Raw genomic sequence first — 18,840 nt, 5'->3', positions numbered from 1 at the left:
CGCGGCTTCGACCCTCAGTGTACGGGTTCAGGCTCGTCGAGGAACATCTGCGTTTCCATCCATGCATAGGCCGCTTCGGCGCCCGGCTGGTTGAACAGCACCATCAGCACCACCCACTTGAGGTCGTCCAGATCAAGCTCGTCCTGGTCCAGCGCCATGGCGCGGTCCAGCACCAACTCGCGCTGATCGGCATCGAGAATGCGGTGTTGCTCCAGGAACATCAGAAACCCACGGCAGTCCACATCGAGCTTGTCCAGCTCCGGGCCGTGGTAGATACGCACCGGCCCGTCGACGTGCGGGCGCGCAACGCTAGGCCGCTGCTCGGAGAGCGCGTCCAGCCAATCGAAGGCTTTACTGATTTCTGCAGGGCTGAAGCCAGCCTGGATCAGGCCATTCTGAAGCGAGTCACGGTCACGGACCAGGTCCGCGTCTTCGCTGAAATAATGTTCGAACAGGTACAGCAGTACATCAAGAATGCTCTCTTTCATTGCCCCTCGGCCTGCGTCGCGCGACGCTGTGGAGGTGAAGAAACTAGGGATTGCGGGTATAGCGACCGTGCTCGGTGACCACGTCTCCCTCCAGTTCCATGATGAGCAGCATGGAGGACAGCGTGGCGGCCGTCAATCCGGTGCGTTCGACCAATGCATCCATAGGGGTTGGGTCGTGGCCAAGTGCCTGCCACAAGCGCTGGTAGTCCGGATCCGGGCGCGCGGTAGAGGCCTTGGGCGCCGTCCTGGCCTGATCAGTGGGGGCGGCCAGGCGCTGGCGCAAGGCATCGGCTAACTCGCCCGAGAGCAGGCGCAGCCCGTCGATGATCTGGGCCGGCTCCTGGGCCAGGGTGGCACCCTGACGGATCAGGTGATGGCAGCCGCGCGCGAGCGGATTGTGCAGCGAGCCGGGCAGGGCGAACACTTCACGCCCGGCCTCGGCTGCCAGCCGCGCGGTGATCAGCGCGCCCGAGCGCATGGCCGCTTCGACCACCAGCGTGCCCAATGCCAGCCCGGCGATGATCCGGTTGCGGGCCGGGAAGTGCCCCGCGGCCGCCGCTGTACCGGGCAGGTACTCGCTGACGACCGCACCACGCGCGGCGATGCGATCGCGCAAGCCGTGATGGTGTGCGGGATAGGCCACATCGGTGCCGGTGCCGACCACCGCCACGGTGATGCCGTCGGCGCGGGCCAGCGCGGCCTCGTGGGCGATCGCATCCACGCCTGCCGCCATGCCGCTGACGATGCCCAGCCCGGCGCTCGCCAGGCTGGAAGCGAACGCGCGGGTGTGCTCTCTCCCTCCGGCCGTGGCTGCGCGGCTGCCGACCACCGCCACCGCTGGATGCCACAACGCATTGGGGTCGCCGTCCACGAACAAGGCCAGCGGCGGATTGACCAGATGCCGCAACAGGGCGGGATAGTCCGGATCCTGCCAACCGATGAGGTGATGCCCGGGCTGCGCGCACCAGTGCAGCGCAGCGTCCAGCGCCTGCGTGTCGGGGACACGCAGCAGGGCCGATTGCAGCGCGTCGCAGCCGGCAGCGCGCCATGCATCGGAGCCGGCGGCAAGGATCTCGGCCGGCGAGGCGAACGTCGTTAGTAGCGTACGGCGCGGCGGGCTGCGGCCGCCGGCCAGCAGCAGGATCAACAACGCACGCAGGTCGGGAGCAATCAAGGCCATGCGGTCAGCGTAGGCCGCAAACGACGACGGCGCCCTCAGGCGCCGTCGCGTTACAGCATCGGATTTTGTCGCGCTTATTGCGCGTCTGGATGCTTGACGATGTAGCCCAGGCCGGTCGGCTTGACGCTTTCCATCACCAACGCATAGCTGACCTTGTCGAAGGTGCGGAACACCATCGCGTGTGAGACGTATTCGTCGGGCAGGCCGACGGTGGAACCGGCCGGGCCGCTGAAGTCATCGTCAGTCCGCGAAAAACGCGAGTGCTTGACGCGGTCGCTGACCGTACGGCCCTTGCGCCAGATCGAGAACACGGTGCCGTTGTTGATGCCCTCGCGCGCGCCACCGGAGATGGCGATCACGTCGCGGGTGCCGCCGACGATGAAGGCATCGGAGATGGCCAGCACGCGCAACTCGGTCTGCGTGGCCTGTTCCGAGGGCGGATGCGGAATGAACTGCAGATCGTACGGCTGTGCCTCGACCGCGATGATGCGATCGCCCGCCCGCACTTCACGGCCGCTGTCCTGCAGCAGCAAGGTCGCCGCCTTGGAGTTGCCGCCTGCCGCGCTGCGGGTAATGGTGCCGACGTTGACCTGCGCCAGTTCATAACCCAGGAACTCGCGGCGACTGCTCGGTGCGATGTAGTTCTTCCAGATGTTGCCGGAGCCGGCGACGCTATTGCCGGCCATATCCAGATCATCGTTGGGCTTGGGCAGGCTGAACTTCACGGTCGGGCGCACCACTGCAAAGCGCTGCCCCGGCTGTGCGTCATCCAGGCCGACCACATAGGCCAACTGGCCAGTGGTGGCACGCGAACGACCGCCCTCCAGACCCACGACATACGGCAGGCCGTCGAAATCGTCGGTGACGCGCAGGTTTTTGAGAAACGGCTCCACTTCCGACAGCGGAATCGCATTGATCGGCGCTTCCTGACGCGGGCCGGGCTGCACAGTGCCCTTGGCGACGCGATCCAGGTAGGCCAGGCTGATCACATCGCCCGGGTAGATCAGGTGCGGATTCTGAATTTGCGGATTGGCCTGCCAGATTTCCGGCCACAGCCACGGCTTTTGCAGAAAACGCCCAGCGATGTCCCAAAGGGTATCCCCCTTGCGCACCACGTAAGTCTCTGGATGTTCGCCCACCGCTTGCGCGGCAGCGTAGGTCGCGACGGTCAGCATCGCCGCAGCGACGACCGTACGAAGTCGTTTCAACATGAGTGCCTTCTTGCCTGATTCCCCAACAGGTCCGCGCACTATAGTCCAGAAACCCCGGCGCTACGCAAGCAGTGCGCTAGAATAGGAGCGTCTTGCCGGCGCCGCGCCGGTGTTCCCAGCACGGGTAACCCCATGGCTTTGCTCCCTATTCTCGAATTTCCCGACCCGCGGCTGCGCACCAAGGCCGTGCCGGTCGATGCTGCCGAGGTCACCAGCCCGGCATTTCAACGCTTGCTTGACGACATGTTCCAGACCATGTACGAGGCGCCCGGCATCGGCCTGGCCGCCAGTCAGGTGGATGTGCACAAGCGTTTCATGGTGATCGACGTCAGCGACGAGAAGAACCTGCCGCAGGTATTCATCAACCCGCAAATCGTCAGCAAACAGGGCGAGCAGCTGTATCAGGAAGGCTGCCTGTCGGTGCCGGGCATCTATGCCGATGTCAGCCGTGCCGATGCGATCACGGTGCGCTATGTCGACCGCCACGGGCAGGCGCAGGAACTGAGCACCGAAGGCCTGCTGGCGGTGTGCATCCAGCATGAGATGGATCACCTGGACGGCAAGTTGTTTGTCGATTATCTGTCGCCGCTCAAGCGCGAGATGGTGCGCAAGAAACTGGCCAAGCAGCGCAAACACGTTGCCTGACGGCCGGGATTTGGGAGTCGGGATTCGGAAAGCCGGTTCTCTCACCGATTGCCGAATCCGCCCCTGCGACTCCCCAATTTCCACTCCCGAATCCCCCGCCCAATGAAAATCATCTTCGCCGGTACGCCGGATTTTGCCGTCGCCTCGTTGCGCGCGGCCGCGCAGCGACATGAAGTGGTGGCGGTCTATACTCAGCCGGATCGGCCTGCCGGCCGCGGCCGTGGGCTGACCGCCTCGCCGGTCAAGCTGGAAGCGATCGCGCGCGGCATCCCGGTGTTTCAGCCGCAGACGCTGCGCTCGCCCGAGGCCCTGGCGACGCTGCGCGCGCTCGATGCCGACCTGATGGTGGTAGTGGCTTACGGCTTGATCCTGCCCAAGGCAGTGCTGGCCGCGCCGACCTACGGCTGTTGGAACGTGCATGCCTCGTTGCTGCCGCGCTGGCGTGGCGCCGCGCCGATCCAGCGTGCGATCGAGGCCGGCGATACCGAAACCGGCGTGTGCCTGATGCAGATGGAAGCGGGCCTGGATACCGGCCCGGTGCTGCTGTCGCAACGACTGGAGATCGGCGAGCAGGAGACCGGCGGGCAGCTGCACGACCGCCTGGCTGCGCTGGGTGCGCAGGTGTTGTCCGATGGACTGGGGTTGCTGCGTGCCGGGGTTCGCCCGGTGGCGCAACCGCAGCCGGCCGAGGGCGTGACCTATGCGCACAAGCTGGACAAGGCGCAGGCGCGGCTGGACTGGGCGCAGCCGGCGCAGGAACTGGCGCGGCGGGTGCGCGCGTTCAATCCATGGCCGGTGGCCGAGGCGATGCTGGCCGGTGAGCGTGTGCGCCTGCATGGTGCAGTGGCGCTGGAGCTGGCACATCGGCAGGCGCCGGGCACCCTGCTGGCCGCCAGCAAGCAGGGCATCGATATCGCCTGCGGTGAGGGCGCGTTGCGGGTACGCGTCTTGCAGCGCGAGGGCGGCAAGGCGATCACCGCCGCCGACTACCTCAACGCGCGCCGCGATCTGCCGGCGCTGACCTGATGTCGACGGAAGCCGCCACTGCCGGCGTTGCCTCGCGTCTGGCCGCAGCGCGGGTGCTGACGGCGGTGTTCGACCAGGGCCGCTCGCTCAAGGCCGAGCTGGCTGCGAGCTTGCCCGGCCTGAGCGATCCGCGTGACCGCGCGCTGGTGGAGGCGATCTGTTTTGCGGTGCTGCGCCGCCGCCCGGCCTACGACGTAGCGCTGCGGCAGTGGCTGGAGCGCCCGTTGCCGCCGCGCGATGCCGAACTGAAAGCGCTGCTGATGGCCGGCTTCGCCCAGCTCGATGTGCTGCAACTGCCTGCGCATGCGGCGTTGTCGGCCACCGTGGATGCGTGTCGCGCGCTGGGCCGGCCGCGTCAGGCCGGCATGGTCAACGCGATCCTGCGGCGTGCGCAGCGCGAAGGATTTCCGGCAGTGTCTGCCGATGCCGGTTGGCCGTCCTGGTTGCGCAAGCAGCTGCGCGCCGATTGGGGTGATGACGCCGAAGATATCTTCGTTGCAAGCGCGCTGATGGCGCCGATGTGGCTGCGTGTGCATCGCGGGCGCACCGATCCGGCCGCGTATGTCGCGCGCCTGGCCGAACTGGGCATCGCTGCCGAAATCGATGCGGTGTTGCCGGATGCGGTGCGCTTGCACAGCGCGCTGCCGGTGAGTCAGTTGCCGGGCTTTGCCGAAGGCGAGGTCTCGGTGCAGGACGGCTCTGCGCAGCAGGTGGCCGATGCACTGCAGTTGGCCGCGTCCGCGCGCGTGCTCGATGCCTGCGCCGCGCCCGGTGGCAAGGCGGCGCATCTGCTGGAGCGCCATCCCGGCCTGCAGCTCACCGCGCTGGATGTGGATGCGCGCCGGCTGGAACGCGTGCAGCAGACCCTGCAGCGCACCGTGCCGGGTGCGCAGGTGGCGCTGCATGCGGCCGACGCCGCCGATCCCGCCGCGTGGTGGGACGGGCAGCCGTTCGATGCGGTGCTGCTGGATGCGCCGTGTTCGGCCACCGGCGTGGTGCGCCGTCAACCGGATGTGCTGCTGCATCGCCGCGCCGACGATATCGATGCCTTGAGCGCCTTGCAGGCACGCTTGCTCGATGCGACCTGGCGCACGCTGCGTCCGGGCGGGCAGTTGCTTTACACCACCTGCTCCTTGCTCGCGCGTGAGAACCAGGCCCAGGTGGAGGCGTTTTTGCAACGCACCCCTGATGCCCAGGCACAGCCGTTGGGTGCGCAGTTTGGTCATGCGGCAGGGCCGGGGCGCCAGCGGTTTCCAGGCGAGCAGCACTGCGACGGATTTTTCTACGCGCTTTTGCTAAAAACCTCCTGATCGCGCGCCGAGTCGGCGTTCCCTCCTGTTTCCCACTGCCGCCGGCCATGCTCAAGACCCGTGCTTCCACCGATTTCTGGCTGCTGGCCATCACCGCTGTATTGGTCATCGGTGCCGGGCTGGGATTGCGTGACCCTTGGCCGGCGGACGAGCCGCGGTTTGCGCTGGTCGCCAAGCAGATGGTGCTGAGCGGCGACTGGCTGTTCCCGCATCGCGGCAACGAGCTGTACTCGGACAAGCCGCCGATGCTGATGTGGCTGCAGGCGCTGTTCTACACGCTGCTGGGCAATTGGCGGGTGGCGTTCCTGCTGCCGTCGCTGCTGGCAGCGCTGGGCACGCTGGCCTGCGTGTACGACCTGGGGCGGCGGCTGTGGACCCGGCGCGTCGGCCTGTATGCGGCCTGGATGCTGCTATTCACGTTGCACTTCACCTTCCAGGCCAAGAAGGCGCAGATCGACCCGCTGGTGGTGTTCTGGATCACCCTGGCCAATTACGGGCTGTTGCGCCATCTGCTCATGGGCCCGGCCTGGCGCTGGTGGACGCTGGGCTGGTTCGCCGCCGGGCTGGGCGTGATCACCAAGGGCGTTGGCGTGATCGCGTTGCTGATGCTGATCCCGGCCGGCATTGCGTCGGCGCGCGGTTGGCCGGGCGTACGCGTGCATGTGCGCGATCGGCGCTTCTGGCTGGGGCCGCTGTTTTTCTTTGTCGCGATCCTGCTGTGGTTCGTGCCGATGATGGTGACCGCGCTGACCGCAGGCCAGCCCGAATACCGCGTGTATCTCAACGACATCCTGCTGCGCCAGACCGCCAAGCGCTACGCCAGCTCCTGGGATCACGCGCAACCGGTCTGGTACCACTTGAAGGGCATGGCCACGATGTGGCTGCCGACCATCCTGCTGCTGCCATGGGCGATCCCGGCCTGGCGGCGCCGGCTCAAGCGCCGCGATGCGCGCTATCTGCTGCCGCTGGCGTGGTGGCTGTTGGTGCTGGTGTTCTTCACCATTCCCAGCGGAAAGCGCGATGTCTACATCCTGCCGGCGCTGCCGATGTTCTGCCTGGCGCTGGCGCCGTTGGCGGCGGGGCTGTTGCGCCGGGCCGGGGTGCAACGCATGTTGTTCGGATTCGCGCTGCTGCTGACCGTGGTCTTCAGCGTTGGCGGGGTGGCGATGCTGATCGGGCATCCGGGCTTCGAGCAGAAGATCATGGACAGCCGCGGGGTCGGCAGCGAGGCCACCGACCCGCTCGGCTGGCTGTTGCTGGCGGTGGGGGTGTGGGGCGTGGCCAGCCTGCTGTTGCTGCGGGTGCGCCGCTCCGCGCTTGCGGTCGCATCGCTGCTGGGTGCGTGGTGGGTGGCGTTCGGGCTGGTCTGCTACCCGATCTTCAACGACTCCAGCTCGTCGGGCGCGGTGATGCGCGAAGCCGGGCGCCGGATCGGGGCGCATGCGCAGCTCGGGCTGGTGGCGTGGAAAGAGCAGAACCTGCTGATGGCCGACCGCCCCGCGCAGACCTTCGGCTTCAAGGTGCCGTGGGAACAACAGCTGCAACGCGGGGTGACCTGGCAGGCAGAGCAGCCTGCGCAACGCTGGCTGTTGGTACAGGAGACGGCGTTGCTGGCCTGCGTGGATCGCAGTCGCAGCCAATTGGTGGGGGTGGCCAACCGTCGTCGCTGGTGGCTGGTGCCGGCCGATGCGGTGCAGGGCAGCTGCGTGGCGAGCTCCAACGAGCGGGCGGTGGAAGCACAGGAGCAGGGCAACCTGGAGACCGAATGAGGGCGCCGAGCAGACCTCCCGGGCACGATTTGCGCTGCGTCAATGCCGCCGCTGGCCGCTGTCTAGCGACGATTCATGCGGAGCATCGTTAGCTTGGCCGGCGTTGCCGCTGCGTGTTGCCCGCTTTACTTCCCTTTCGCCACCGATGCTCGATGAATTCCTTGCCCACTCAACCCGCTTCGCTGTCGCAGGCTGCCCCCATCGCATCGCGGGCAGGCGTGCGCATCGCCGAACTGGGCGTGTTCCTGATGACCGCGCTGGTGGTCAGCATGCCGAGCGGTCTGCTGCCGTTCGGCGTGTGCCTGCTGCTCGGTTCGCTGGTGGGTTGGCGCAACCTGCGTGCGGGCATCGTCACGCGCGATGGGTCGCTACGTGCGCTGGGCTGGCTGACGGCGGCGGTCATCGCGATGTCGCTGCTGTCGATCGCCCTGTTCGAACATGGGCTGCGCGACGTCGATAACCGCTCGCGCTTTCTGGTGTTGCCGTGGGCTGCGTTGTGGGCGTACGCGCTGCAGCCGCGCCAGGTCTGGTTGTGGCGCGGCGCACTGGCCGGCGTGTTCGCAGCCATGTTGATCGCCTTGTTGCAGGTGATGAACGGTGCCGACCGCGCGGAAGGCTTTACCAACGCGATTGTGTTCGCCGATATCACGCTGATGCTGCTGGTGGTGGCGGTGTTCTGTCGCCCGGTGGGCAACGTGCGCTGGCTGGTCGGCGCGGCCATCGCTGCGGTGGTGGTCATCGTGCTCAGTGGCAGCCGTGGTGTGTACCTTTCGTTGCTGGTGACACTCGGTGTGCTGATCTGGGGCGCGGCTTGGCATAGCCCGCGCATGCGTTTGCTGGCCTTCATCGGCAGCGGCGTGTTGGCGGTGGGCGTGATCGTCAGCGTGCCGGCCTTGACCGATCAAATGCGTCTGGGTGAATTGCAGAGAGATCTGCAACGCTACGAGGTCGGCGACAGCGATTCGTCTGCCGGCGCCCGTATCGAGCGGCTGCATGTGGCCTGGGATACCTTGCGCGCGCATCCGCTCACCGGCGTGGGCGTCGGGCGTTTCGACGATGCGATGCGCGAGTTGCCGGTGTGTGCCGGCGATACCTGGTTGCTGCGTTGTCATCTTGGTCACGCGCATAACGATCTGGCCGAATGGGGCGCCACGCAGGGCGTTCCGGGCCTGTTGCTGTTGATCGCGGTATATGGCGTGCCGCTGTGGATCTTCGTGCGGTTGCATCGGCGCAGCGGGCAGCGCCAGTTTCGTGGGCCGGCAGCGGCCGGCGTGATGATCGTGATCAGCTACGCGCTGTGCGGGCTGACGCAATCGATGTTCGCGCATCAGGTCTCGGCGAGTTTCTACACGGCGATGGTCGGTGTGCTGGCTGGCCTGGCAGCACGCCAGGCGCAGCAGGCTGCAGCTCAGTCGCTGCGTTGATCGTCCGCGCGTGGTGGGTCCTGCACCGGTTGGTTGTGCTGTAGCAGCCACAACATGATGGTCTTCTGGCGCACGTAGTTGGCACGCACATAGGCGTAGATCAGCCCGTGCCAGCCATCGCGAAAACCGCCACGCAGCAGATAGCCGCGCCAGAAACGCCAGGCCGGCGCCAGCACAAGCTTGCTCCAGGTCGCGCGTTTGCCGCGTGCGTACTCGTGCTCGGCCATCATCTGCGCATAGCGCTGGGTCTTGGCCAGCTGCTGCGCCAGTGAGCGATACGGGTAATGAATCAGATCGCCGGGCAGGGTGACGACGGTTCCATCCACACTCGCCGCTTCGTGGATCTCGCGCTTTCCGCGCCAGCCGCCACGCCGGCGATCGAACAGGCGCAGCACGCGATCCGGATAGGCATTGCCATGGCGCAGAAAGCGGCCGAAGTAATCCGACAGCCGTGCGAAGCGATAGCCGGCCGCCTCGGTGAAGCCCGCATCGCGCGCGGCGATGATCGAGCTGCGCAAGGCATCGCTGATGCGTTCGTCGGCATCCAGGCACAGCACCCAGTCGTAGCTGGACTGTTCGACGCAATACGCTTTCTGGCTGCGATAGCCGTCGAAGTCGCGTTGCAACACGCGTGCGCCAAGTGCGGTGGCCAGCGCCACGGTGGCGTCGGTGGAGCCGGAGTCCACCACCACGATCTCGTCGCAGAACGCCAGCGAGCTCAGACAGTCGCGTAGGCGATCGGCCTCATTGAACGCGATAATGCAGGCGCTGATGCGCGGCCGTTCGTCGGGTGCGGTCAAAGAGGACATGTGATGGCCGAGTACCTGCTGTTCGCAACGGAGCGTTACGCGTTGCCTATTCTGGCGCCATTGGCGCAGGCATTACAGACCCGCGGTCACTCCGTGTCGGCCTGGTTCGAGGGCGGTGCGCGTGGGCTGGCCTTGCTGGGCGCGCGCGAGGTCGGCCTGCGCGAGGCGCTGGCGCTGCGTCCGCGTGCGGTGTTCAGCGCAGCCAACTGGGTGCCGCCGTTTATCTCCGGCGCCAAGGTGCAGCTCTTCCATGGCTTCAACGTGCAAAAGCGCGAAGACAATCGCGGCCATTTCCGCGTGCGCGGTCTGTTCGATCTGTACTGCACGCAAGGTCCTGCAACCACGGCACCGTTTCGTGCATTGGCCACGCGCGAAGGGCATTTTGCAGTGGTCGAAACCGGCTGGCCGAAGCTCGACCCGGTGTTCCGCGACGATGGCGGACGCAGCGCCGCATTGCGCGCTCCAGCCAACGGGCGGCCGGTGATCCTGTTCGGCTCCACGTTTACCGAGCGCTTGAGCGCTGCGCCTGCGCTCTATGCTGAGATCGCCGCCGATATCGCGCGCGGCGCGCATTATTGGCTGCTGACCTTGCACCCGAAGTGCGCGCCGGACTTGTTCGATCGTTATCGCGCGCTGGCCGGGCCGAATGCCCGCTTCGTCGAACCCGAAGAGGTCATGGCCGCGCAGCGTGCGGCCGATGTGCTGGTGTCGGATACGTCCTCGATCGTCTCCGAATTCGTGGTGCAACACAAACCGGTGGTGACTTTTCGCAACCGCGTGCCGCAGCCGCATATGCTCGACTTTCAGCAAGCAGAGCAGTTGCCGGAGCAACTGGCGCGCGCACTGGCGCCGGATGCGGCGCTGCGTGGCGCGTTGGCCAGCTATGCCGACGCGATCCATCCATATCGCGATGGGCAGTCGTCGGCGCGGGTGATCGCAGCGACCGAGGATTTCATCGCCGGCAAGCTCGGCCCGTTGCGACGCAAGCCGTTGGGTGCGCTATGGCGCGGGCTGCAGATTCGGCGCGAACTCGGGTATTGGGGGCCGGCGCAACTTTGATTGCTGGTGGTGCGCGATGCCAATGCCGATCAGCGATCGCTGATCCAAGCTGCCAATCCCCAATCCCCAATCCCCAATCCCCAATCCCCAATCACCAATCACCAATCACCAATCACCAATCACCAATCACCAATCCCCAATCCCCAATCCCCAATCCCCAATCACCAATCACCAATCACCAATCACCAATCACCAATCACCAATCACCAGCGCAGCTTGCGCCGCGTCAACGCCGCACCGAGTTGTGCCTGCAGCTGCTGCGCCCGCGCCATCGGCACAAAGCGCAGGCGTAACGCCGGGCCGGTTGCGCTGGCGCCGGCGGTGTCCAGCCAGAGCGTGGCGGTGCCGGACAACCGATCCAGCGGCGAGCGTTGCAGTTGCAGCGCTTGCAGCTTGTCCAGTTCGGCCAGCCGCCACCAACGCTTCCACCAGCCACCGCGCACGGCCACATACCGCGCATCCAGCGCATAGCCCATGCGTTGCACCTGGCGATACGCCTTGAACGCACTCCAGGGCAACCACAGCAACACCCACGCCGCCTGACTGCCGAACTGCCAGGCCAGGCCGGCCATCAGCGGCAGCAGCAACAGCAACGTGGGCAGACTCAGCCGCCACCAGCAATGCGTGGCGATCGACTGCCACTGCGCAGGCGGCCAGGCAGCACCGGGCAGCAGGCGCTGCAACAAGGCATCGCAGCGCTGCGGGTCGGCGATCGGCGCGAGTTCCTTCAACGCGCTGCCTTCGTTATCGCCAGTGCCGGCCACGGCAGTGTCCACGCGCAGCTGGCGCCGGCCGAACAGGCGATGCAGGCGGCTTTCGTACAGCGTCCACGCCTGGATACGCCGCAACGCCACGCTGCTGCGGACGCGCGTCAGCAGGCCGCGCTCCACGGTGAGACGGCGCTCGGATTCACTGAGATGAAAGCCATGGTATTGCGCCACCGCCAAGGCCACAGAGAGCGCGCGCATAGCGAGTAAGACCGCTAAAAAGCCGATCAGCACCAACGCAGCGGTGACTGCCGTGCCCGGATGGATCTGGCTGACATAGCGATACGCCAGCTCGCCATTGTGTTCGACGAAGTTGGACACCGTGCGGCGCGGAATCATCTGGTAGATCACACCGAAACTGGCTGCCACCACCACCATGCCGCGATTGGAAATCAGCCCCAGCCGGATCACTTCGCCCATCGGCAGGCGCAGCAGCGTGTTGCTGTTGTTGTCGAGCTGCGGCGCGGCGGCATCGGTGTGGTGCGTGCGGCGACGGATCAGGTCTTCCAGCGCCAGTGCCTGATCCAGCCGCAGCACGCGCATTTCCGCTTCGGGTTTGTGGCCACCGGCCGATTCCAGCCGCACTTCGGCCACGCCGGCCAGCCGGTGCAGCAGCGATTGATGCACCACCACGTTGTGGATACGCGCGAACGGAATATCGCGCCGGCTGCGTTCCAGCAGGCCGCTGCGAATGGCCACGCCGTCGGTGCCGATGCGGTAGCGGTAGGTGAAATAGCGCAGCACCGAAATCGCCACCAGCACCGCGATCACCACGCCGGTGGCGATGTGGTCGGCAAAATCGCGGCTGCCGTCGCGGCTGCCGAACAACACGAGCGCGGCCAGCGGAATCAGGAACTGGCGGATCTGCTGCAGCAGCACGAACATCCACGACAGCGGATGCAGGCGCTGTTCGGCGTCGCCGGGATGTTCGATCGCGCTCATAGCGCGTCGTCGTCGTGATCGAGCTGGCGCGCGAGGCGGTCACGCAATCGCTCGGCATCGTCCTGATCCAGGCCGGACAGCGCCACTGCATTGAGCCGGCTGCCGGCGGTGTGCACCACCAATGTGGTCAGGCGCGTGGCGCGCTCGATCGGGCCGCGGCGCAGATCCACATGCTGCACGCGCGAGATCGGAATCCGCGTGTCGCTCTGCCACAGGTGGCCGCGTTGCAGCGCCAGGCCGTGCTGGTCGAGCTTCCAATGGGTGAGGCGATGGCGTTTGACCGCAAACCAGGCACCCAGTGCAGCGGCCATCAACGTCACGCCCAGCACCACCGGCCAGTAACCCCAGGCGTGCAGCGCGGTGGCCGTCACGCCAGCGGCAATCAGCCCGGCAAATCCGCCGCCCAGTGCGCCGTTCACCCCGGCCACATAAGCGCCACGCTGCGGTAGCGACTGCCACTGCGTGTGGTCCACGGCCGGACTTTCTGCCGGAGCGGGTGGGACGATGACATCGGGGTGCGGCGGTGGAGCGTCGTGCACGAGGCTGGCCTGCAGAAGCGGTGCGCAAGCATAGCCGGGCGCCGAGGGCGGGCGCATCCGGCGCAGGCCGCGCTTACTGCGCGGCCAGAATCAGCGCATCCACATCCAGCGCGTGGCCGGCACGGGCGGCCTTGGTGCGCAGGTATTGCTCGTTTTCGGGGGTGATGTCGCCGGTGACCGGGATGCGGTCTTCGACGCTGATGCCTGCCGCGCGCAGGCGTTCGGCCTTGGCGGGGTTGTTGGTCAACAGCCGGATCCGGCCGATGCCCAGGCCGCGCAGCATTGCCACCGCGCTGCCGTAGCGACGCTCGTCCGGGCCGAAGCCCAGCTGCGCGTCGGCATCGATGGTGTCCAGCCCGGCATGCTGATAGCCGTAGGCACGCATCTTGGCAGCGATGCCGGTGCCGCGGCCTTCCTGGTCCAGATACAGCAGCACACCGCCGCCGAGGTCTTTCAGCTTGGCCAGGCCGTGCCGCAGCTGATCGCCGCAATCGCATTTGAGCGAGCCGAACAGGTCGCCGGTCAGGCATGAGGAGTGCACGCGCACCGGCACCGCAGCCGAGAGGTCGGGCTGGCCGACCACGATCGCCACTTGGTCGCGCTGCGCCACCCCGCCTCGAAACACCACGAATTCGCTCATGCCCAGGCCGCGCAACGGCACCGGCGTGCGCGTGACCAGCTCGTAGCCGGCGGCGGCGGATTTGGCGCAGCCGGTGCTCAGGTCGTCCAACGCCAGTGACTGGCAGCCGGCGAAGGCAGCCTGGTCGTCCGCGTCGCGCAGGTCTACCGCCAGCATCGCCGGCAGCAGCAGTCCCAGACGCGCGATCTCCACCGCGCCTGCGTCCAACTCATCGCCCGGTGTCCACTGCGTCGGCACCGGGGTGTCGCGCAGGTAGGCCAGCGCTGCAAGCTGGTCGTAGCTGTGTTCGATCAGCGCCACGCGCGCGCCCTGCGGCGCGCTCAAACCCAGTACCTGGGCGCGGGTCGGGGTGACGAACAGATAGTGACGCCCCTGCGCCGCACGCGCGAAGGCCGCATACGACTGCGCGGTGCTGCTGTCCAACGCCAGTACCGCGCGCGCCTGCCCGTTAGCAGCCGTCAGCAGCACCGGGCGGCCGGACCGCAGTTCGGAGGCGGCGCGCTCACAGCGGATCGCCGCCGGATCACCGAAGGCGTGTGCGCTGGGGGAGAGGACGGGGCTGCTCATGCACGACTCCAGATGGGGATTGCCACGGCCGCTTCAAGGCGGACGCCGCCGCAGCCACTGCGTGGTCGCGTGACGCCATTGTCGCGTGGTTCGCAACGCCCGGTCGCCACGGCGCGGTGGAACGGTGCATCCAGCGACTGCAGACTGGGTGGCGCAGCAGGCGCCGATTGGTTGCATGCCGGTTGCGTTGTTCATCGCCCGGCAATGCTTTTTAATCCCAAGACCCTCTGCCCGCCTAGGACCCCATGTCTCTTATCGACTGCAGCGAAGCCCGCCACGCCAGCGCCATCCTGGACATCTTCAACGATGCCATCGCCAACTCGACCGCGCTGTACGACTACAAGCCGCGGCCGCCGGAGAGCATGGTCGGCTGGTTTGCGACCAAGCGGGCGGGCGGCTTTCCGGTGATCGGTGTGGAAGACGCCGACGGCACGTTGATGGGCTTTGCCAGCTACGGCACGTTCCGCGCCTGGCCGGCGTTCAAGTACAGCGTGGAGCATTCGATCTACGTGCACCGCGACCATCGCGGCAAAGGGCTGGGGCGCACGCTGCTGCAGGCCTTGATCGCCGCGGCGCAGGAGCGCGGTGTGCATGTACTGGTCGGCGGCATCGATGCCAGCAATCAGGCCAGCATCGCCTTGCACGAACAATTCGGCTTCACCCACGCCGGCACGGTGCGCGAGGCAGGCTTCAAGTTCGGGCGTTGGCTGGATCTGGCGTTCTATCAGCGCATTCTGGCCACGCCGGCCGATCCACACGACGATTGAATGGTGGTGCCTGGCGCCGACACGGCGTGCCGCGCTCTGTTCGCACCCTTGTTTGCGCTGGGCTGAGCGGGCGGGCGATGTAGCGAGCCACTGCGGCGCGGCGTCACCCAGTGACTATCTGCGATGGAGGCGATCGGAATGCGCTGCGTGTCAACGCAGCGTTGCACGCGATCTGTTGCACAGGATCTGCAGCCAGGAGCGGCTAGCAAAACGTAGCCGTGCCGTCGGTGTGCTGGCCAATCTAGTGCGGATGCCGCTCCGTCGCATACGGATTGGCCTCGCCGCTGCCTGGCGGGCGCAGCGTGTAGCGCTTGTAGGTCCACTGGTATTGCGCCGGGTCGCGCCGGGCGATCTGTTCGATGCCCGCATTGAGCGCGCAGGCCGCGCGCACCGGGTCTGCATCGGCTACCGCCGGGTCCGACGGCTGCACATGCAGCGCGAACTGCAGATCGCCACCGGCGCGTTCGCACCAGCCGTACAGCACGATCGCGCCGGTACGTTCGGCAAGCCGGTTGACCAGGGTCATGGTCAAGGCCGGAATGCCGAAGAACGGCGCAAAGACGCCATCGCCCATCTTCGGTTGCTGGTCGGGCAGGATGCCGACCGCGCCGCCGTCCTTGAGTACCTTGAACAACTGCCGCACCGCCGGGCCTTCGGCACGCACCTGACGCACGTTGTCGCCGCCGCGGGCAAGTTGCAGGAAGCCGTCCACCGTGTCCGACTCCGGCGGGCGGTACACGATCGCGATCGGCCCGCGTTCGGACAGCCACTGGTTGAGCAGTTCCCAGTTGCCGAAGTGCGGTGCTGCCACGATCACCCCGCGCCCGGAGGCCAGCGCTGCGTCGTAGAGCTCCTGGCCATTGCGTTGCAGGCGTGCCAGGTTCTCGGCCGGCGGGCGGGTCCAGGTGCGCAGCACTTCCAGTGTCTGCCGCGCGGTCGAACGCAGCACTTGCGCATGCAGCTGCGCGCGCTGGCCGGCATCCAGTTCCGGGTACGCCAACTCCAGGTTGCGGCGTGCCACGCGGCTCTCGCGCGCATCGAGTTTGCGCCAGCTCCAGGCCAGCGTATCGGCCACACGTTTGAGCAGCGGCCACGGCAGGCGGCCCACGGTGGCGGCGGTGGCGTAGAGCAGGCGAGCGCGAGCATCAGGTTTCATCGACGTAATTCTAAACAGCGCGGCCGCCCAAGGCCCGCGCGTGACAGTACGGGCCGTGCTGGGCATGCTGCGCGACACAGTTTGCTCAACCACAATGCCCATGCTTGCACTGATCCAACGCGTCACCCGGGCCTGCGTCACTGTCGATGCAGAGCGCGTCGGTCAGATCGGTCCCGGGCTGTTGGCCCTGGTCGGGGTCGAGCCCGGCGACAGCGATGCGCAGGTCCGGCGCCTGGCCGAACGCCTGCTCGGCTATCGCGTGTTCGCCGACGACGCCGGCAAGATGAACCGCTCACTCACCGATACCGCGGGCGGGCTGCTGCTGGTCAGCCAGTTCACCCTGGTTGCCGACACCAGCTCGGGCACACGACCAGGCTTCAGCACGGCTGCACCGCCGCTGGAGGCTGAACGGGCGTTCAATCAATTGGTAGCGATCTGCCGCGAAAAACATCGCGGCGGGGTGGAAACCGGGCGTTTCGGTGCCCATATGGTTGTCGACCTGGTCAACGATGGCCCGGTGACCTTCCTTCTCAGGCCCTAGCCAGCGCTACACCAGCGGTCTCGTCTTGAATCCGGCAGACGGGGCTTCACGCTGGTATAATGCTAGGTCCTCTTTCCAATCTCAAAGCCGGTGGCGCGAGCATCCATGGCCAACGAACGTCCTGCCCAGCAATCCGACATCAAGCTACTGATCAGCAAGGGCCTGGAACAGGGCTATCTGACCTACGCCGAAGTCAATGACCATTTGCCCGACGACCTGGTCGACCCGGAGCAGATCGAAGACATCATCAGCATGATCAACGGCATGGGCATTGATGTCCATGAAGTTGCGCCCGATGCTGAAACCCTGTTGCTCAACGATGGCAACACCGGCAACCGTGAGGTTGACGATACCGCCGCCGAAGAAGCCGCCGCCGCGCTGACCGCGCTCGATACCGAAGGTGGCCGTACCACCGACCCGGTGCGCATGTACATGCGCGAAATGGGCACGGTCGAGCTGCTGACCCGCGAAGGCGAAATCGCCATCGCCAAGCGCATCGAAGAAGGCCTGAGCCAGGTCCAGGCAGCACTGGGCGTGTTCCCGCTGTCGACCGAAATGCTGCTGGCCGATTACGAAGCGCACAAGGAAGGCAAGAAGCGTCTGGCCGAGATCGTGGTTGGCTTCAACGACCTGATCGAAGAAGCTGATGCTGCTGCTGCGGCGCTTGCCGCCGCCGGCCCGGTTGCCGTCTCCGAAGACGATGCTGCCGACGACGACGATGCCGAAGACGGCGACGACGACGCTGCCGAAGAAGAGGCCGGCCCGACCGGTCCAGACCCGGTGGAAGTGGCCACGCGCATGGAGAACCTGGCCAACGAATACGCCAAGTTCAAGAAGATCTATGCCAAGAACGGCGCCGAGCACAAGCTGGTGGTCAAGGCGCGCGAAGACATGGCCGCCATCTTCACCACGCTCAAGCTGCCGTTGCCGCTGACCGACGCGCTGGTCACCCAGCTGCGTGGCGTGGTAAACGGCATCAAGGACCACGAGCGCAAGGTGCTGCACCTGGCTACCACCGTGGCACGCATGCCGCGCAAGGACTTCATCCGCTCCTGGGAAGGCAATCAGACCAACCTGGAATGGGTGGAAGACGCCCTCAAGCGCAAGCAGAAGTGGTCGTCGGCGCTGCGCGACGTCAAGGACCAGATCGTCTCCGAGCAGCAGGGCTCGATCGAGATGGAGAAGGCCAACTACCTGACCCTGGGCGAGATCAAGGAGATCAGCCGCGCGATGGCCTATGGCGAAGCCAAGGCACGCAAGGCCAAGAAGGAAATGGTCGAGGCCAACCTGCGCCTGGTCATCTCCATCGCCAAGAAGTACACCAACCGCGGTCTGCAGTTCCTCGACCTGATCCAGGAAGGCAACATCGGCCTGATGAAGGCCGTGGACAAGTTCGAATACCGTCGCGGTTACAAGTTCTCGACGTATGCAACGTGGTGGATCCGTCAGGCCATCACCCGTTCGATCGCCGATCAGGCGCGCACCATCCGTATTCCGGTGCACATGATCGAAACGATCAACAAGTTGAACCGCATTTCCCGTCAGATGCTCCAGCAGTTCGGCCGCGAGGCCACGCCGGAGGAACTGGCCAAGGAAATGGACATGCCCGAGGACAAGATCCGCAAGGTGATGAAAATCGCCAAGGAGCCGATCTCGATGGAAACCCCGATCGGCGACGACGAGGATTCGCATCTGGGCGACTTCATCGAGGACACCAATGTGGAGTCCCCGATCGACAACACCACCAACATCAATCTCTCCGAGACGGTGCGTGATGTGTTGGCCGGCCTCACCCCGCGCGAAGCCAAGGTGCTGCGGATGCGCTTCGGTATCGACATGAATACCGATCACACGCTGGAAGAAGTCGGTAAGCAGTTCGACGTCACCCGCGAGCGGATTCGTCAGATAGAGGCCAAGGCGTTGCGCAAACTGCGTCACCCTAGCCGTTCGGAGCAGCTGCGCTCGTTCCTTGATATCGACTGATATCAGGGCGATTCCAG

Annotated in this window: 17 protein-coding genes; 9 read left to right on the top strand and 8 right to left on the bottom strand. The window is 66.1% G+C overall.

Annotated elements, in window-relative coordinates; all coding sequences use genetic code 11:
- Positions 1 to 14 precede the first annotated feature (14 nt).
- From FFY45_RS02695 to FFY45_RS02685, 3 genes are all read right to left on the bottom strand, one after another.
- A complete protein-coding gene (locus FFY45_RS02695) occupies positions 15 to 488 on the bottom strand; it encodes a DUF494 family protein (protein ID WP_006453160.1) in 474 nt (157 codons plus the stop codon).
- 43 nt (positions 489 to 531) lie between these two features.
- Complete coding sequence (gene dprA / locus FFY45_RS02690) at positions 532 to 1,668, bottom strand: DNA-processing protein DprA (protein ID WP_176339338.1); 1,137 nt, start codon at positions 1,666 to 1,668, stop codon at positions 532 to 534.
- A 74-nt stretch (positions 1,669 to 1,742) separates the two neighbouring features.
- Positions 1,743 to 2,879, bottom strand: a complete 1,137-nt coding sequence (locus FFY45_RS02685; RefSeq protein ID WP_176339337.1) for a LysM peptidoglycan-binding domain-containing protein — start codon at positions 2,877 to 2,879, stop codon at positions 1,743 to 1,745.
- A 132-nt stretch (positions 2,880 to 3,011) separates the two neighbouring features.
- Here FFY45_RS02685 and def point away from each other — a divergent pair, with 132 nt between their 5' ends.
- The 5 genes from def to FFY45_RS02660 all read left to right on the top strand — a co-directional run bounded on the left by def (position 3,012) and on the right by FFY45_RS02660 (position 9,053).
- Complete coding sequence (def, locus tag FFY45_RS02680; RefSeq protein ID WP_006453163.1) at positions 3,012 to 3,524, top strand: peptide deformylase; 513 nt, start codon at positions 3,012 to 3,014, stop codon at positions 3,522 to 3,524.
- A 102-nt stretch (positions 3,525 to 3,626) separates the two neighbouring features.
- The gene (gene fmt, locus FFY45_RS02675; RefSeq protein WP_104591733.1) at positions 3,627 to 4,550 is read left to right on the top strand and encodes a methionyl-tRNA formyltransferase; all 924 of its coding nucleotides are present in this window, start codon (positions 3,627 to 3,629) and stop codon (positions 4,548 to 4,550) included.
- On the top strand, positions 4,550 to 5,860 hold the full coding sequence (gene rsmB, locus FFY45_RS02670; RefSeq protein WP_176339336.1) for a 16S rRNA (cytosine(967)-C(5))-methyltransferase RsmB: 1,311 nt from the start codon (positions 4,550 to 4,552) through the stop codon (positions 5,858 to 5,860). Before fmt ends, rsmB begins: the two co-directional genes overlap by 1 nt.
- Before the next feature lie 47 nt (positions 5,861 to 5,907).
- Positions 5,908 to 7,629: an ArnT family glycosyltransferase gene (locus tag FFY45_RS02665; protein WP_176339335.1), complete on the top strand. Its 1,722-nt coding sequence runs from the start codon at positions 5,908 to 5,910 to the stop codon at positions 7,627 to 7,629.
- A gap of 152 nt (positions 7,630 to 7,781) precedes the next feature.
- Positions 7,782 to 9,053: an O-antigen ligase family protein gene (locus FFY45_RS02660; RefSeq protein ID WP_176339334.1), complete on the top strand. Its 1,272-nt coding sequence runs from the start codon at positions 7,782 to 7,784 to the stop codon at positions 9,051 to 9,053.
- Here FFY45_RS02660 and FFY45_RS02655 read toward each other — a convergent pair.
- Positions 9,038 to 9,862 (bottom strand): glycosyltransferase family 2 protein, encoded by an 825-nt coding sequence (locus FFY45_RS02655; protein ID WP_176339333.1) that lies wholly within the window; start codon positions 9,860 to 9,862, stop codon positions 9,038 to 9,040. The genes FFY45_RS02660 and FFY45_RS02655 overlap by 16 nt on opposite strands.
- Between FFY45_RS02655 and FFY45_RS02650 the strand changes: the two genes are divergently transcribed.
- Entirely contained in the window at positions 9,863 to 10,921 is a 1,059-nt protein-coding gene (locus tag FFY45_RS02650; protein ID WP_176339332.1) for a CDP-glycerol glycerophosphotransferase family protein, read from the top strand.
- Between the two features lie 203 nt (positions 10,922 to 11,124).
- On the opposite strand, the gene FFY45_RS02645 is transcribed toward FFY45_RS02650, so the two are convergent.
- From FFY45_RS02645 to ribA, 3 genes are all read right to left on the bottom strand, one after another.
- Positions 11,125 to 12,630, bottom strand: coding sequence for a PH domain-containing protein (locus tag FFY45_RS02645; RefSeq protein WP_176339331.1), 1,506 nt, complete (start codon positions 12,628 to 12,630; stop codon positions 11,125 to 11,127).
- On the bottom strand, positions 12,627 to 13,103 hold the full coding sequence (locus tag FFY45_RS02640) for a PH domain-containing protein (protein ID WP_176339330.1): 477 nt from the start codon (positions 13,101 to 13,103) through the stop codon (positions 12,627 to 12,629). Before FFY45_RS02640 ends, FFY45_RS02645 begins: the two co-directional genes overlap by 4 nt.
- Before the next feature lie 139 nt (positions 13,104 to 13,242).
- Complete coding sequence (ribA, locus tag FFY45_RS02635) at positions 13,243 to 14,376, bottom strand: GTP cyclohydrolase II RibA (protein WP_176339329.1); 1,134 nt, start codon at positions 14,374 to 14,376, stop codon at positions 13,243 to 13,245.
- A 245-nt stretch (positions 14,377 to 14,621) separates the two neighbouring features.
- Between ribA and FFY45_RS02630 the strand changes: the two genes are divergently transcribed.
- The gene (locus tag FFY45_RS02630) at positions 14,622 to 15,143 is read left to right on the top strand and encodes a GNAT family N-acetyltransferase (RefSeq protein ID WP_115039600.1); all 522 of its coding nucleotides are present in this window, start codon (positions 14,622 to 14,624) and stop codon (positions 15,141 to 15,143) included.
- Positions 15,144 to 15,384: 241 nt separating this feature from the next.
- On the opposite strand, the gene FFY45_RS02625 is transcribed toward FFY45_RS02630, so the two are convergent.
- Complete coding sequence (locus tag FFY45_RS02625) at positions 15,385 to 16,401, bottom strand: lauroyl acyltransferase (RefSeq protein WP_176339328.1); 1,017 nt, start codon at positions 16,399 to 16,401, stop codon at positions 15,385 to 15,387.
- Between FFY45_RS02625 and dtd the strand changes: the two genes are divergently transcribed.
- Positions 16,400 to 16,840 carry a D-aminoacyl-tRNA deacylase gene (dtd, locus tag FFY45_RS02620; protein WP_176339327.1) on the top strand — a complete coding sequence of 147 codons (441 nt, stop codon included), beginning with the start codon at positions 16,400 to 16,402 and terminating at the stop codon, positions 16,838 to 16,840. The two genes, FFY45_RS02625 and dtd, sit on opposite strands and share 2 nt — an antisense overlap.
- A 105-nt stretch (positions 16,841 to 16,945) precedes the next feature.
- On the top strand, positions 16,946 to 18,823 hold the full coding sequence (gene rpoD, locus FFY45_RS02615) for an RNA polymerase sigma factor RpoD (protein ID WP_055847682.1): 1,878 nt from the start codon (positions 16,946 to 16,948) through the stop codon (positions 18,821 to 18,823).
- Positions 18,824 to 18,840: the final 17 nt, after the last annotated feature.

It is taken from the genome of Xanthomonas hortorum, from assembly GCF_011305375.1.
Lineage (GTDB): Bacteria > Pseudomonadota > Gammaproteobacteria > Xanthomonadales > Xanthomonadaceae > Xanthomonas > Xanthomonas hortorum_E.
Note: the sequence above shows the minus strand (reverse complement) of the source record. Positions and strands in the feature narration are given on the sequence as shown.

What these genes read in the sequence shown, in the direction of transcription:
- dtd (WP_176339327.1), top strand. Translation starts at nt 16,400, where the DNA reads ATGCTTGCACTGATCCAACGCGTCACCCGGGCCTGCGTCACTGTCGAT.
- FFY45_RS02630 (WP_115039600.1), top strand. Translation starts at nt 14,622, where the DNA reads ATGTCTCTTATCGACTGCAGCGAAGCCCGCCACGCCAGCGCCATCCTG.
- FFY45_RS02695 (WP_006453160.1), bottom strand. Translation starts at nt 488, where the DNA reads ATGAAAGAGAGCATTCTTGATGTACTGCTGTACCTGTTCGAACATTAT.
- rpoD (WP_055847682.1), top strand. Translation starts at nt 16,946, where the DNA reads ATGGCCAACGAACGTCCTGCCCAGCAATCCGACATCAAGCTACTGATC.
- def (WP_006453163.1), top strand. Translation starts at nt 3,012, where the DNA reads ATGGCTTTGCTCCCTATTCTCGAATTTCCCGACCCGCGGCTGCGCACC.
- rsmB (WP_176339336.1), top strand. Translation starts at nt 4,550, where the DNA reads ATGTCGACGGAAGCCGCCACTGCCGGCGTTGCCTCGCGTCTGGCCGCA.
- FFY45_RS02625 (WP_176339328.1), bottom strand. Translation starts at nt 16,401, where the DNA reads ATGGGCATTGTGGTTGAGCAAACTGTGTCGCGCAGCATGCCCAGCACG.
- fmt (WP_104591733.1), top strand. Translation starts at nt 3,627, where the DNA reads ATGAAAATCATCTTCGCCGGTACGCCGGATTTTGCCGTCGCCTCGTTG.
- dprA (WP_176339338.1), bottom strand. Translation starts at nt 1,668, where the DNA reads ATGGCCTTGATTGCTCCCGACCTGCGTGCGTTGTTGATCCTGCTGCTG.
- FFY45_RS02665 (WP_176339335.1), top strand. Translation starts at nt 5,908, where the DNA reads ATGCTCAAGACCCGTGCTTCCACCGATTTCTGGCTGCTGGCCATCACC.
- FFY45_RS02655 (WP_176339333.1), bottom strand. Translation starts at nt 9,862, where the DNA reads ATGTCCTCTTTGACCGCACCCGACGAACGGCCGCGCATCAGCGCCTGC.
- ribA (WP_176339329.1), bottom strand. Translation starts at nt 14,376, where the DNA reads ATGAGCAGCCCCGTCCTCTCCCCCAGCGCACACGCCTTCGGTGATCCG.
- FFY45_RS02660 (WP_176339334.1), top strand. Translation starts at nt 7,782, where the DNA reads ATGAATTCCTTGCCCACTCAACCCGCTTCGCTGTCGCAGGCTGCCCCC.
- FFY45_RS02685 (WP_176339337.1), bottom strand. Translation starts at nt 2,879, where the DNA reads ATGTTGAAACGACTTCGTACGGTCGTCGCTGCGGCGATGCTGACCGTC.
- FFY45_RS02645 (WP_176339331.1), bottom strand. Translation starts at nt 12,630, where the DNA reads ATGAGCGCGATCGAACATCCCGGCGACGCCGAACAGCGCCTGCATCCG.